This is a genomic window from Spongiactinospora gelatinilytica, from assembly GCF_003236385.1.
Taxonomy (GTDB): Bacteria; Actinomycetota; Actinomycetes; order Streptosporangiales; family Streptosporangiaceae; genus Spongiactinospora; species Spongiactinospora gelatinilytica.
This window is the reverse complement of the sequence record NZ_POUA01000011.1, coordinates 34534-48281: the sequence shown is the minus strand read 5'-3', so window position 1 is coordinate 48281 and position 13748 is coordinate 34534. Positions and strand designations below refer to the sequence as shown.

At 71.6% G+C, this 13748-nt stretch carries 14 protein-coding genes and 1 pseudogene; 13 read left to right on the top strand and 2 right to left on the bottom strand.

The window, feature by feature from the left end; genetic code table 11:
* Positions 1-39: 39 nt before the first annotated feature.
* On the top strand, positions 40-513 hold the full coding sequence (locus C1I98_RS02850) for a GNAT family N-acetyltransferase (RefSeq protein WP_158557884.1): 474 nt from the start codon (positions 40-42) through the stop codon (positions 511-513).
* Positions 514-533: 20 nt separating this feature from the next.
* On the opposite strand, the gene C1I98_RS02845 is transcribed toward C1I98_RS02850, so the two are convergent.
* The gene (locus C1I98_RS02845; protein WP_111165475.1) at positions 534-773 is read right to left on the bottom strand and encodes a glutaredoxin family protein; all 240 of its coding nucleotides are present in this window, start codon (positions 771-773) and stop codon (positions 534-536) included.
* A gap of 167 nt (positions 774-940) precedes the next feature.
* Between C1I98_RS02845 and C1I98_RS02840 the strand changes: the two genes are divergently transcribed.
* From C1I98_RS02840 to hemL, 7 genes are all read left to right on the top strand, one after another.
* Complete coding sequence (locus C1I98_RS02840) at positions 941-1648, top strand: redox-sensing transcriptional repressor Rex (RefSeq protein WP_111165474.1); 708 nt, start codon at positions 941-943, stop codon at positions 1646-1648.
* Positions 1645-3009, top strand: a complete 1365-nt coding sequence (locus C1I98_RS02835; protein WP_111165473.1) for a glutamyl-tRNA reductase — start codon at positions 1645-1647, stop codon at positions 3007-3009. Before C1I98_RS02840 ends, C1I98_RS02835 begins: the two co-directional genes overlap by 4 nt.
* Before the next feature lie 5 nt (positions 3010-3014).
* On the top strand, positions 3015-3923 hold the full coding sequence (hemC, locus tag C1I98_RS02830) for a hydroxymethylbilane synthase (protein ID WP_111165483.1): 909 nt from the start codon (positions 3015-3017) through the stop codon (positions 3921-3923).
* Positions 3920-5533 (top strand): bifunctional uroporphyrinogen-III C-methyltransferase/uroporphyrinogen-III synthase, encoded by a 1614-nt coding sequence (locus C1I98_RS02825; RefSeq protein ID WP_438672066.1) that lies wholly within the window; start codon positions 3920-3922, stop codon positions 5531-5533. Before hemC ends, C1I98_RS02825 begins: the two co-directional genes overlap by 4 nt.
* Positions 5534-5548: 15 nt before the next feature.
* Positions 5549-6538, top strand: a complete 990-nt coding sequence (gene hemB, locus C1I98_RS02820) for a porphobilinogen synthase (RefSeq protein WP_111165482.1) — start codon at positions 5549-5551, stop codon at positions 6536-6538.
* Positions 6539-6744: 206 nt separating this feature from the next.
* Positions 6745-7386, top strand: a complete 642-nt coding sequence (locus C1I98_RS02815) for a bifunctional DNA primase/polymerase (RefSeq protein ID WP_111165472.1) — start codon at positions 6745-6747, stop codon at positions 7384-7386.
* Positions 7387-7455: 69 nt separating this feature from the next.
* Positions 7456-8745 carry a glutamate-1-semialdehyde 2,1-aminomutase gene (hemL, locus tag C1I98_RS02810; protein ID WP_111165471.1) on the top strand — a complete coding sequence of 430 codons (1290 nt, stop codon included), beginning with the start codon at positions 7456-7458 and terminating at the stop codon, positions 8743-8745.
* Between the two features lie 19 nt (positions 8746-8764).
* Here the strand turns inward: hemL and C1I98_RS41110 are convergent, their stop codons facing one another.
* Positions 8765-8911 carry a hypothetical protein gene (locus C1I98_RS41110; RefSeq protein ID WP_158557883.1) on the bottom strand — a complete coding sequence of 49 codons (147 nt, stop codon included), beginning with the start codon at positions 8909-8911 and terminating at the stop codon, positions 8765-8767.
* A 74-nt stretch (positions 8912-8985) separates the two neighbouring features.
* On the opposite strand from C1I98_RS41110, the gene C1I98_RS02805 reads away from it, so the two are divergent.
* From C1I98_RS02805 to resB, 5 genes and pseudogenes are all read left to right on the top strand, one after another.
* A complete protein-coding gene (locus tag C1I98_RS02805) occupies positions 8986-9927 on the top strand; it encodes a LysR family transcriptional regulator (protein ID WP_111165470.1) in 942 nt (313 codons plus the stop codon).
* 65 nt (positions 9928-9992) lie between these two features.
* Positions 9993-10674 (top strand): annotated as a pseudogene (locus tag C1I98_RS02800) (histidine phosphatase family protein).
* A gap of 120 nt (positions 10675-10794) precedes the next feature.
* On the top strand, positions 10795-11394 hold the full coding sequence (locus C1I98_RS02795) for a TlpA disulfide reductase family protein (RefSeq protein ID WP_233507072.1): 600 nt from the start codon (positions 10795-10797) through the stop codon (positions 11392-11394).
* Positions 11375-12112 carry a cytochrome c biogenesis CcdA family protein gene (locus tag C1I98_RS02790; RefSeq protein ID WP_111165468.1) on the top strand — a complete coding sequence of 246 codons (738 nt, stop codon included), beginning with the start codon at positions 11375-11377 and terminating at the stop codon, positions 12110-12112. Before C1I98_RS02795 ends, C1I98_RS02790 begins: the two co-directional genes overlap by 20 nt.
* On the top strand, positions 12112-13740 hold the full coding sequence (resB, locus tag C1I98_RS02785) for a cytochrome c biogenesis protein ResB (protein WP_111165467.1): 1629 nt from the start codon (positions 12112-12114) through the stop codon (positions 13738-13740). Before C1I98_RS02790 ends, resB begins: the two co-directional genes overlap by 1 nt.
* Positions 13741-13748: the final 8 nt, after the last annotated feature.

Below are 13748 nucleotides of genomic sequence, written 5' to 3'. Positions count from 1 at the left end.
GTTGGGAGGGCGGGATTCGGCCCTCCCAGCATGGGGATCATGCTATCTGTCCGGAGCGCCTTGTCCGATGACGTGGCCGCGATCGTCGCCCTGATGGCCCGGTGCAGGGAGAGGTACGCAGAGCATCAGCCGGTCTTCTGGCGTTGTGCGGCGGATGCTCAGGACCGTCACGCCGAGTTCATCGCCACCCTGGTGGAGGACGCGGAGGTCATCTGCCGGGTGGCCGAGCGGGATGGGCGGTTCGTCGGGTTCGCGATCGGCTCGCTGGTGCCCGCGCCTCCGGTGTACGACCCGGGCGGGCCGACCTGCACGCTCGACGACTTCGCGGTCGAGGAGGACGGCGACTGGACCACGGTCGGTGTCGATCTTCTGAAGGCCGTCACGGAAGAGGCGCACCGGCGTGGGGCGGTGCAGGTCGTGGTGGTGTGCGGGCACATGGACGAGGCGAAGCGGCAGGCCCTGCGCCTCGCCGGGTTGTCCATCGCGTCGGAGTGGTGGACGGCCCCGCTCTGATCCAGAACGTGGTCAGTCGGTCAGGTGGCCAGGGCCGCGCGGAGGCGGGATTCGTCGACCCGCCAGAAGTCGTGCTGCACGCCGTCGATCAGCGTCACCGGGATCATCTCCCAGTATTTCTCCTGGTCCTCGGGAGATCGGGTGATGTCCCGCTCCTCCCACGGAACCCCCAGTTCGCCCGCCACGCGGGCGATGATCTCGCGGGCGTCGTCGCAGAGATGGCAGCCCGGCTTGCCGAGCAGCGTGATCCGGTGGGTCATGTCCGTCAACGCTAGTCCAGGCACGGGACGGTAAGACTCGCTGCCTCTCACTTTGTGCATACGTTCACAAAGGGATTAACCTGGAAGACGCTGCTCATCACCTTATCCACCGCGTCCGGGCACGCGGCAGCGCCGCGCCGGAGGCCCGTCCCCTGGAGTTCCGGCACGTGATACGCCGCCTGCCCCAATCCCGCGACCGTGGCATACCCGAGGCGACCGTGGCCCGGCTGCCGCTCTACCTGCGGGCGCTGACCGGCATGGCCGAGCGCGGGGTGGCCACCGTGAGCTCGGAGGATCTCGCGCTGGCCGCAGGTGTCAACTCGGCCAAGCTCCGCAAGGACCTCTCCCACCTCGGCTCGTACGGCACGCGCGGTGTCGGCTACGACGTCGAGTACCTGATCTACCAGATCTCCCGCGAACTCGGCCTCACCCAGGACTGGGCGGTGGCGATCGTCGGAATAGGAAACCTCGGCCGGGCGCTTGCCAACTACGGTGGATTCGTGTCGCGCGGCTTCAGGGTGGCCGCGCTGTTCGACGCCAACCCCGAAGTCGTGGGCGACCACATCGCGGGGTTGAATGTCGAGCACATCGACGAGCTTGAAGCCGTGATCGAGCGGCGGGGGGTGTCGATCGTGGTGATCGCGACACCGGCTGCGGCTGCCCAGCAGATCTGCGACCGGGTCATCGCCGTCGGGGTGACCAGCATCCTGAACTTCGCCCCCACCGTCCTCTCCGTCCCAGAGGGCGTCGATGTCCGGAAGGTCGATCTGTCCATCGAACTGCAGATCCTCGCGTTCCATGAGCAGCGCAAGGGTGATCGCGAAAGTGGGGGCCCAGTGATGGCCGAGGGGTTGCAGCAGGGAGCCAGCGCATGAGCGTCCTTGCTGTCGGGTTGAGTCACCGGACGGCACCGGTGGCACTGCTGGAACGCGTGGCCGTGTCCGGCGACTCGCTGGTGAAGCTGCTGCACGACGTACACAGGAGCGAGTGCGTGGCCGAGGCCATGGTCGTCTCCACGTGCAACCGGGTGGAGATCTACGCCGACGTCCACCGCTTCCACAGCGCGGTGAGCGGCCTGAGCGAACTGCTCGGCACCTATGCGGACGTACCGGTCGAGCATCTCACGCCGCACCTGTACGTGCACTACGAAGACCGCGCCGTGTCCCACCTGTTCTCGGTCACGAGCGGCCTTGAGTCCATGGTGGTCGGCGAGGGTCAGATCCTCGGCCAGGTGCGCCAGGCGCTGCGCCTGGCCCAGGAGGAGGGCACGCTCGGCTCCACGCTCAACGAGGTGGCCCAGCACGCGCTGCGCGTCGGCAAGCGCGTCCACACCGACACCGGCATCGACCACGCGGGCGCATCGCTCGTGGGCGTCGGCCTGGAGCTGGCCGAGCGGGTGCTCGGGCCGATCCAGGGCAAGCGCGCGCTGGTCGTCGGGGCCGGATCGATGAGCGCGCTGTCGGCCGCCACGCTGGCCCGCGCCGGGGTGACCGGCATCGTGATCGCCAACCGCACCTACGAGCGCGCCGTACGGCTGGCCGAGACGGTCGGCGGCCGTCCCGCCCGGCTGGACGACCTGCCCGCCGAGCTGGCCCAGGCCGACATCGTGATCTCCTGCACCGGCGGCGGCAACCTGGTGATCACCCCCGAGATGATCACCGGGACGGGCCCGCTGTTCCTGCTGGACCTCGCGCTGCCGCACGACATCGACCCCGGCGTCCGCGCCCTGCCCGGCGTGACCCTGATCGACCTCGAAGCGATCCAGAACTCCGGCCTGGGCTCAGGCACGGGCCCAGGCACGGGCACGGACGGCGGCGACGTGGTCGAGGCGGCCAGGCGGATCGTGGCCGAGGAGGTCGCCGGCCACCTTGAGGTCGTACGCGCCGCCCGGGTCACCCCCACGGTCGTGGCGCTGCGCAGCAAGGCCGCCGGCGTGGTGGAGGCCGAGCTGGGGCGGCTGGTGTCCCGGGTGCCCGACATGGACCAGCGGGTCAGGGACGAGGTCATCCAGACCATGCGCAGGGTGGTGGACAAGCTGCTGCACGAACCGACCGTGCGTGTCAAACAGCTCGCCGCCTCGCCCTCGGGCGATCATTATGCCGAGGCGCTGCGCGAGCTGTTCGACCTCGACCCGAAGATGCCCGAGGCCGTACGGCAGGCGGGGATCGACGGGTCCGTTCGATCTTCTCAGATGACTCGATCTTCTCCGGCGACCCGGCGAAAGGGGGAGCTGTGACCGAGATGCCCCCCCTCGAGCTGGGCACCCGCCGCAGCCTGCTCGCGACCACCCAGTCCCAGCTCGTCGCCGACCGGCTCACCGAGCTGACCGGGCGGCCGGTGGAGCTGGTCGGCGTGACCACGTTCGGCGACGTGACCAAGGCGCAGCTCAGCCAGCTCGGCGGCACCGGCGTCTTCGTCAGCGCGCTGCGCGACAAGGTGATCGACGGTGAGATCGACTTCGCGGTCCACTCGCTGAAGGACCTGCCGACCGCGCCCGATCCCCAGATCGCGCTGGTGGCGACACCGCCGCGCGCCGACCACCGGGACGCGCTGATCGGGTCCGCCAAGCTCGCCGACATCCCCCCGGGGGGCAGGGTCGGCACCGGGTCGCCGCGCAGGATCGCCCAGCTCCGGGCACTCCGCCCCGACCTCGACTTCGTGCCGATCCGCGGCAACGCCGACACGAGGATCGGCAAGGTCCTGTCCGGCGAGCTGGACGCGATCGTGCTCGCCGTCGCGGGGCTGTCGAGGCTCGGCCGGGAGTCAGAGATCTCCCAGATCTTTGAGATCGAGGAGATGCTTCCGGCGCCCGGACAGGGTTCCCTGGCGGTGGAGTGCCGCGCCGACAGGGACGATCTGGTCGAGCTGCTCGGCGTGCTGGACGATCCCGGCACGCGGGCGGCGGTGACCGCCGAACGGTCCCTGCTGGCCGCACTGGAGGCCGGGTGCGCCGCCCCTGTCGGGGCGTACGCGGTCACCGATGGGCATGTCCTGAACATGACCGCCGCCGTCATCGCAGTCGATGGCGCGCGTGCGGTTCGTAAGTCCGCCGCCGGGCCTCTCCCGGCGGCCATGGAGATCGGCCGCGACCTCGCCGCCGCCATGGTCGCCGAGGGGGCCGGCACGTTGATGGGGGAGCAGTCCCATTGAGCTCCGCGAGTCCGACCTCACCGATACCGACCAACTCACCACCGCCCTTCGTCGAGCACGCGGGCGGGTTCGTCGCCTTCGTCGGCGCGGGTCCCGGTGATGAGAACCTGCTGACGCTGCGCGGCGCGGCGCTGCTCGGCAAGGCCGACGCGGTCGTGCTGGACCGCGCCGCGTTCGGCGCGCTGCTGCGGCACGCCCGGCCCGACGTAGAGGTGATCGACGTCACTGACGACGACCCCGCCCCGCTGGGCGCGGTCAAGGCCGCCAAGGGCGGCAGGCGCGTCGTACGGCTGTGCCCTGGCGACCCGATGTTCTTCTCCTCGATCAGTGAGGAGGTGGCCGCCTGCGCCAAGGGGGAGGTGGACTTCGAGATCGTTCCCGGGGTGCCGCCGGCCACCGCGGTGCTGGCCTACGCCGGGATTCCGGCGGCGGCGTCCGGGCCGGAGTTCCGCGTCGTGGACGCGGGGCTGGTGGACGACTGGTCGGTCCACGCGGCGACCGCGGGCACGCTGGTGATCTACAACGCCGGCGGCGACACGGTGTCGGTCGGCAAGGCGCTGGTCGCGGCCGGCCGCCCGGACACCACACCGGTCGCGGTGACCGGCGCGGGCACGACGACCGAGCAGACCACGGTCGCCTCCACGCTGGGCAGGCTCGGGCCCGACCTGAAGCACGCGGTGATCGACGAGCCGTCGCTGATGGTGGTCGGCGAGGCGGTGACGCTGCGCGACTCGCTGTCGTGGTTCGAGACCAAGCCGCTGTTCGGGTGGCGGGTGCTGGTGCCGCGCACCAAGGAGCAGTCGGCCCGACTGGTGGAGCAGCTCCGCTCCTACGGCGCGGTGCCCGAGGAGGTCCCGACGATCTCGGTCGAGCCGCCGCGCACCCCGCAGCAGATGGACCGGGCGATCAAGGGCCTGGTCACCGGCCGGTACGAGTGGGTGGTCTTCACCAGCGGCAACGCCGTCAAGGCGGTGCGGGAGAAGTTCGAGGAGTACGGGCTGGACGCGCGGGCCTTCGCGGGCCTGAAGGTCGCCGCGGTGGGCGAGGCGACCGCGCGGGCGCTGGTGGAGTTCGGTGTGCGGCCGGACCTCGTGCCCACCGGGCAGCAGTCCTCTGAGGGGCTGCTCGCCGAGTGGCCGCCGTACGACTCGATGCTCGACCCGATCAACCGGGTGCTGCTGCCCAGGGCCGACATCGCCACCGAGGCCCTGGTGGCGGGGCTGACCGAGCTGGGCTGGGAGTGTGACGACGTCACCGCCTACCGCACGGTCAGGGCCGCGCCGCCGCCCGCGCCGATCCGTGAGGCGATCAAGGGCGGCGGGTTCGACGCGGTGCTGTTCACGTCGTCGTCCACGGTCCGCAATCTCGTAGGAATCGCCGGAAAGCCACACAACGTCACCGTTATCGCCGCGATCGGCCCGCAGACCGTGCGGACCGCCGAGGAGTTCGGGCTCAGGGTCGATGTGATGGCCGATCGTCCGTCGGCTTCGGCCCTCGCGGCGGCTCTGGCGGAGTACGGTGCCAAGCAGCGGCAGGCGGCCGTCGCCGCGGGGGAGACGCCTCGCCGGCCGTCCCAGACCCGCAGGGGCGCACGCCGCCGGGCCAAGTGAACGAGAAGGGGCATGATGAGCGCTGAGTTTCCGGTCGCCCGCCCGCGCAGGCTGCGCCGTACGGCGCCGCTGCGCAGGATGGTGGCGGGCACCCGGCTGCACCCGGGGGACCTGATCCTGCCGGTCTTCGTCAAGGAGGGCATCACCGAGCCCAACCCGGTCGGGTCGATGCCGGGCGTGGTCCAGCACACGCTCGACTCGGTGCGCAAGGCCGCCCACGACGCCGCCGAGGCGGGGGTGGGCGGCCTGATCCTGTTCGGCATCCCGGCCGTCAAGGACGGGCGCGGGTCGGGCGCCGACGACCCGGAAGGCATCGTGCAGCGGGCGCTGGGCGACGTGCTGGCCGAGGTCGGCGACGCGCTCGTGGTGATGACCGACACCTGCCTGGACGAGTTCACCCACCACGGTCACTGCGGCATCCTCACGCCGGACGGCGAGGTCGACAACGACGCGACACTGGAACGCTACGCCTCGGCGGCGGTGTCCCAGGCTCGCGCGGGCTCCCAGATGATCGCGCCGAGCGGCATGATGGACGGCCAGGTCGCCGCGATCAGGGACGCGCTCGACTCGGCCGGGTTCGCGCAGGTGCCGATCATGGGCTACTCGGTGAAGTACGCCTCGGGCTTCTACGGGCCGTTCCGGGAGGCCGCCGAGTGCGCGCCGCAGTTCGGCGACCGCAGCTCCTACCAGCAGGACTCTGCGGGCCCGATCGGCGAGGCGCTGCGCGAGGTGCGTCTCGACCTCGCCGAGGGCGCCGACGCGGTGATGGTCAAGCCCGCGCTGGCCTACCTCGACATCCTGCGCCAGATCCGCGACGCGGTGGACGTGCCGGTGGCCGCGTACCAGGTCAGCGGCGAGTACGCGATGGTCGAGGCGGCGGCGGCGAACGGCTGGATCGACCGCGAGCGGGTGATCATGGAGACGCTGACCGCGATCCGGCGCGCCGGGGCCGACCTGATCCTCACCTACTGGGCGACCGAGGTGGCCCGCCGCCTGCCGGTCTGACCGGCGCCGGCGGCACCACGGGTGACCACCGGGAACCACCGGCAACCGGGGGGTTTCCGGTGGGTTGCCGAGGCGCGTGCGTTAAAGTGCAAGCAGGCGTAAGCACCCACGCGGATGTGTCCCACGGTGGCTTTGGCGCGCCCTTTCCGGCGCCGCCCGCCGTGGCCTTCGCGTAGGCGATCCCGGCGCGCGGACGGAGGAGACCAATGGTGGGGGTACCACTCGCTCGGCGTGCCAAACGGCGGGGGCGGCACACGTCGCGGATCACCTCGGTGCTGGAGTACGCCGCGCTCGGCTGGGCCGTCTGCCCGGGGGCGCATCCGCTGCGCACCGGCTCGCGGGCCTGTTCCTGTGACCGCCTCGGGTGTCCCGATCCGGGCGCGCATCCGCAGTCCCCGGCGTGGCAGATGCAGGCCACCCTGGACGCCGCACAGCTCGGCCGCTGGTGGGAGCGTGACCCCGAGGCCAATGTGATCCTCCCCACCGGACGCGTGTTCGACGTCTTCGACGCCCCGCTCGACGCGGGGCTCGCCGCCCTCAGCCGGATGGACGCATCCGGCTCTGGCACCGGCCCGGTCGCCGCCAACGGCGACCGGGTTCTGTTTTATGTGGCCACCCGCGGCAATCCGGACGACGAGGACGAATGGTGGTCGTGCAACCTCGACTGCGTGCCCGAGAGCGTGGACGACACGCCTGGCCTGCGCTGGCACTGCCGCGACAGCTACGTCCTGGCCCCGCCCTCGACGCTGCCCACCGGGCAACCGGTGTCCTGGCTGCGCCCGCCCGACGGCCGCCCGCTGCCCGACCCGTTGCGCGTCCTGGACTGGCTGGCCGACTCCTTCGAGTGACCCCCGGTTCTTCGGGCGCGCTGGAGTGGCACCCGAGTGACCGGAGAGGGCCGGTCGTAGGCTTGTGAGGTGACCAGTAGCGCCAAGTCCTCCCAGGATCTGTTCGACCGAGCCCGCACGGTGATTCCCGGCGGGGTCAACTCCCCGGTCCGCGCGTTCGGCGCGGTCGGCGGCACGCCGCGGTTCATGGCCTCGGGCCAGGGGCCCTACATCACCGACGTCGACGGCAACCGCTACGTCGATCTGGTCGGCTCATGGGGTCCGATGATCCTCGGCCACCGGCATCCCGCCGTGATCGAGGCGCTGCGCGCCGCGATCGAGCACAGCACCTCCTACGGCGCCGCGACGCCCGGCGAGGTCGAGCTGGCCGAGGAGATCGTGGCGAGGGTCGCCCCCGTGGAGAAGGTCCGGCTGGTCAACTCCGGTACCGAGGCCACCATGTCGGCCGTGCGCCTGGCCCGTGGCCACACCGGCCGGTCGAAGGTCGTGAAGTTCGCCGGGTGCTACCACGGGCACGTGGACGCACTGCTCGCCGCGGCGGGGTCGGGGGTGGCGACGTTCGGCCTGCCGGACACCCCCGGCGTGACCGGCGCGTCGGCCGCCGACACGATCGTGCTCCCGTACAACGACGTGGCGGCGGTCGAGGAGGCGTTCCGGACGTTCGAGGTCGCCTGTGTGATCAGCGAGGCGTGCCCGGCCAACATGGGCATCGTGCCGCCGCGCGACGGCTTCAACGCCAGGCTGCGCGAGCTGTGTACGGCCAACGGCGCGCTGCTCATCCTGGACGAGGTGCTGACCGGCTTCCGGGTCTCCCGCGCCGGTTGGTACGGGCTGGACCCGGTGGACGCCGACCTGATGACCTTCGGCAAGGTGATGGGCGGTGGTCTGCCCGCCGCCGCGTTCGGCGGGCGGGCGGAGGTGATGGACCGGCTCGCCCCTGATGGGCCGGTCTATCAGGCGGGCACGCTGTCGGGCAATCCGCTGGCCTGCGCCGCCGGTCTGGCGATGCTGCGCGGATGCGATGAGGGGGTGTACGAGCGGCTGGACACCGTCGCCGCGGAGATCGGCTCCGCGGCCTCTGCGGCGCTGTCCGCCGAGGGCGTCCCGCACCGCTTGCAGCGGGCGGGCAGCCTGTTCTCGATCTTCTTCACCGACGAGCCGGTGCTTGACTTCGCCGGGGCCCAGCGTCAGGACACGTCCGCGTACCGGGCGTTCTTCCACTCGATGCTGGACCAGGGGGTGTATCTTCCGCCGTCGGCCTACGAGGCGTGGTTCGTGTCGGCCTCGCACGACGACGAGGCGGTGGAGCGGGTCACCGGCGCCCTCCCTCTGGCGGCCAAGGCCGCCGCGCGCGGGTGAACCCGGGCCGGCCGGTCGATCAGTTGGTCTCGGCCGACTTCACCGGGCGGGGGTCGCGGCCGGTCCTGCGGGCCCGGGCGCGGCGCTCCCGCTCGGCGGTGGCGAGCTTCTCCAGGTAGTTGATCTGGCTTTCGTGCTGCTTGCGCGAGACGGTTTGTATTCTCATGCATCTATTTTCCGGGCAGGGGACTGTTCAGCACAAGCGAGTATTTCTTTGGGGTGTAGTTTAGACTTGCTTACATGTTGGACCTCAACCGTCTGAAGGCGCTGCACGCGGTGTCGGTCTACGGATCGGTGGGCGCGGCGGCGGAAGCGCTGATGGTGACCCCCTCGGCGATCTCCCAGCAACTCGCCAAGCTGGAGCGCGAGACCGGCACGACGCTCCTGGAGCGCAGCGGGCGCGGCGTGCGGCTGACCGACGCGGCCGGCCTGCTCGCCGAGCACGCCGAGCGCATCCTCGCCCTGGTGGAGACCGCGGAGGCCGACTTCGAGGCGCTGCGCGGGGCGGTGGTCGGCAAGCTGTCCATGGCGGCCTTCCCCACCGCGGCGCGCGGGCTGATCCCCGCCGCGCTCACCTCGCTGCGCACCCGCCACCCCGATCTTGAGCTCCAGTTCTTCGAGCGCGAGCCGGACCGGGAGATACGCGAGGTGGCCCGCGGCGAACTCGACCTCGCGGTGGCCCAGGATTGGCTCAACCGCCCGAAGGCCCTGCCCGACGGGCTGTCTCGCGCCACGCTCTTCGACGACATCGCCGACGTGATCATCCCCGCGGACCACCCGCTGGCCGGGCGGGCCGAGATCCAGCTCGCCGAGCTGTGCGGCGAGCGGTGGATCAGCTCCTCGCCGGGCACGATCTGCCACGACTGGCTGGTGTTCACGTTGCGCTCGGCCGAGGTCGAGCCGGAGATCACCTGCATGGTCGACGAGTACGCCACGCAGATCGCGCTGGTGGCGGCCGGGCACGGGTGCGCGATCGTGCCCCGACTGGGCAGCGAACGCCTGCCGGACGGCGCGCGCGCCGTACCGATCAGGCCCCGGCCGACCCGGCGGATCTTCGCGGTGTGGCGCACCGACGCCGCCCGCCGGCCCGCCATCCGGGCCGCGGTCGAGGCGCTGCGCCGAGCCGCCGAGCCGTACATCGCCGGCGGCGAGGACGCCCGCGCCGAACCGGTCCAGGCGTAGCCCCGGCCCGCACCGGGTCCCTGCTCGCGTCACGCAAGGTACGTATGGGTAGGCTGAGGCCCACCATGGCTCAAACCACCGTCGTCCACCTGCTTCGGCACGGTGAGGTGCACAACCCCGGGGGCGTCCTGTACGGCAGGCTGCCCGGCTACCACCTGTCGGACGCCGGCCGGCGGATGGCCGAGATGGTGGCCGGCGCGGTCGCGGACCGCGACGTTTCCCTGCTGGTCAGCTCTCCGATGGAACGCGCGCAGGAGACCGCGGCGCCGCTTTCGGAAAAGCTCGGCATCCCCGTCGCCCTGGACGAACGACTGATCGAGGCCGTCAACGTGTTCCAGGGCGTGCCGATCCGCCCCGGCGAGGGCGTGTTCCGCAACCCGCGGCACTACCGCCACTTCTGGAACCCGTTCCGTCCCTCGTGGGGCGAACGCTACGTCGATGTGCTGGCCCGGATGCGCGCGGCGATCGACGACGCCAGGCGCGACGCGCGCGGCCACGAGGCGGTGCTGGTGAGCCACCAGCTTCCGATCTGGATCATCCGGCTGGCCGCCGAGGGCCGCCGGCTGTGGCACGACCCGCGCCGCCGCCAGTGCGGCCTGGCCAGCCTGACCTCCTTCACCTTCGAGGGCGACCGGCTGGCCAGCGTGGGCTACAGCGAGCCCGCCGGGTCGCTGGCCCGCGAGGCCGACGACCCCCGGAGCGCGCAGCCCGGACGCCCCGACCAGGGCTGGCCCGACCCCGGCCTGACCGGCCCCCGCTGAACGCGCCGCGCGCCGGGCCGGCACCCGGCGGGGCGGTGTGCCGGGCGACTCCGTGCGCCGGTAGAGTGACAGCTCTACTGCTTGTAGTGCAAGGAGCCTCCCTCCCGTGATCACCAGGAAATCCGCCGTGCTCCGGGCGTTCGCCTACGCGCTCGTGCCGGTCTTCGCGCTGGCCGGGTGCGCGGGTTCGCAGGGAGGCCAGCCCAGCACCGGCGACACCCGCTTCATCGCGGGCGACGGCAAGGTGTCGGTCTTCCCGGCTGACGGGCGCAAGCCCGCTCCGGCCGTCGACGGTGCCGCGCTCGACGGGAGCAAGGTCGCGCTCGCCGCCGCCAAGGGCAAGGTCGTCGTGCTGAATTTCTGGGCGTCGTGGTGCGCTCCCTGTGTGGCCGAGGCCCCCGTGCTGAAGGACGTCGCGGACAAGACCAAGGGCGACGGCGTCGAGTTCATCGGCGTCGCCTTTAAGGACGACAAGGCCGCCGCGCTGGCCTTCGAGCGCAACCACCAGCCGGGCTACCCCAGCCTGTACGACCAGCCCGGCAAGGTGGCGCTGGCCTTCCAGGGCACGGTGCCACCCGCCGCCATCCCGTCCACCTTGATCATTGACCGGCAGGGCCGCATCGCGGCCAGGGCGCTCGGCGCGGTCAAGTACACCGACCTGCTCAACGCGGTCAAGACGGTGAGTGATGAACGAAGGTCTGGCTGACACCGTCGCGTCGGGGTCGCTGGCGCTGGCACTGCCCATCGCGCTGGCGGCCGGGCTGGTGTCGTTCCTGTCGCCGTGCGTGCTGCCGCTGGTGCCCGGTTATCTGTCGTACGTCACGGGGATGAGCGGCGAAGACCCGAAGCGCGGGCGGCTGCTGATCGGTTCGGGGCTGTTCGTGCTCGGCTTCGCGCTGGTGTTCGTGGCGGGCGGCGCGCTCGCCGGGAGCGTCGGCGCGGCCCTGCTCGGCAACTCCGAGATCATAACCAGGGTGCTCGGCGTGCTGACCGTCGTGCTCGGCCTGGCCTTTCTCGGGCTGATCCCGGGATTGCAGCGAGACGTGCGGTTCCACCGGCTGCCCAGCGCGGGGCTGGCGGGCGCGCCGCTGCTCGGCGTGGTGTTCGGCCTCGGCTGGACCCCCTGCATCGGGCCGACGCTGGCGGTGGTGCTCACCCTCGGCCTGGACCAGGGCAGCGCGGGGCGCGGGGCGATCCTCGCCTTCGCGTACGCGCTCGGGCTGGGCCTGCCGTTCGTGATCGCCGGGCTCGGCTACCGCAGGCTGCTGCACGCGCTCCCGGCGGTGCGCCGCCGTTCGCGGCTCATCACCCGCGTCGGGGGTGGCATGCTGGTGGCGGTCGGCGTCCTGCTGGTCACCGGGCTGTGGGGCGATCTCGTCATGACCATGCAGGGCTGGATCGGAGGGTTCCGGCCGGTGATCTGATGAAGAAGACGACTACGGACGACACGACGACACGCGAGAGCGCCGCGCCAGGGGACCGTCCCGCCGTCAAGGGGCTCGGCGCGGTGGGCTGGCTGCGCTGGTTCTGGCGCACGCTCACCGCCATGCGGACCGCGCTGGTGCTGCTGTTCCTGCTCGCGCTCGCCTCGGTGCCCGGTTCGCTGTTCCCGCAGCGCGGCGTCGAGCCGGGCGCGGTGACCCGCTACTTCCAGAGCAACCCCGGCACCGCCGAGTGGTTGGACCGGCTGTGGATGTTCGACGTGTTCCAGGCCCCCTGGTTCGCGGCGATCTACCTGTTGCTGTTCGTGTCGCTGATCGGCTGCATCCTGCCGCGTACCAGGGTCTACCTGCGTGAGCTGCGCCGTGAGCCGCCCGCCGCGCCGCGCCACCTGAACAGGCTGCCGCACCACGCCGCCTTCGAGGGCACCGCCCCGACCGACCGGCTCGTCGCCGCGCTGCGCCGCAGGCGCTTTCGGGTGGTCACCGGCCCCGGCTGGATCGGCGCCGAGAAGGGTTACCTGCGCGAGGCGGGCAACCTGCTCTTCCACACCGCGCTGGTCGGCATCCTGCTCGCGCTCGGCATCGGCGCCCTGTACGGCTACCGAGGCAACGTGCTCATCGTCGAGGGCAACGGCTTCGCCAACACCGTCGCCGCCTACGACCGGTACATCCCGGGCAGCCAGGTCTCCGCCGAGTCGCTGGAACCGTTCTCCTTCCAGCTCGACGACTTCAAGGTGGACTACCAGATCGCCGGTGACCGGCCCGGCCAGGTGCTGGACTACACGGCCCGGCTGTCGGTCCACGACTCGCCCGCGGCGGCCGAACGCGACTACACGCTCAAGGTCAACCACCCGCTCGACGTCAACGGCACGCTGACCTACCTGATCGACCACGGCTACGCGCCGACCTTCACCGTCACCGACGGGGCAGGCCAGGTCGCCTTCGAGGGACCGGTCGCCTGCCTGCCACAGAACAGCCGGACCTTCGCCTCCGAGTGCACCATCAAGGTCCCCGACGCCAAACCCGACCAGCTCGGCCTGGCGATCAGGTTCCTGCCCACCGCGACCGAGATGCAGGACGGCTCCTGGGACTCCACCTTCCCCGCCGCGATCAACCCGGTCGTCCAGGTCACCGCCTTCGCCGGCGACCTCGGCCTGCGCTCCGGCGTGCCGCAGTCGGTCTACCTGTTCGACCAGGAGCGGCTGAAGAAGATGAAGCGCCTGGTCATGATGTCCGAGCCGGTGGAGCTGGGCAAGAGCCTGGACCTCCCGGGCGGGCACGGCAAAATCACCTTCACCGGCGTCAAGGAGTGGGCCGCGCTCCAGATCGCGCACGACCCGGGCCGGCTGCCCGCCCTGGTGGCCGCCGTGGCGGCGGTGCTCGGCGTACTGCTGTCGCTGATGATCCGCCGCCGTCGGCTGTGGGTCCGCGTCCGTGACGACGGCACCGGCCAGGTGATCGAGGTCGGCGGGCTGACCCGCACCGAGAGCGGCGACGGCGGCTTCGCCGACGAGTTCGCCGACATCGTCAAGGCGCTCAAGGAGTCCACGGCGCCCGAGGAGCCCGAGAGGTCCACGGAGCCCGCAGGGCGTAAGGGCGCGCCCGGCTGACCGGCCAC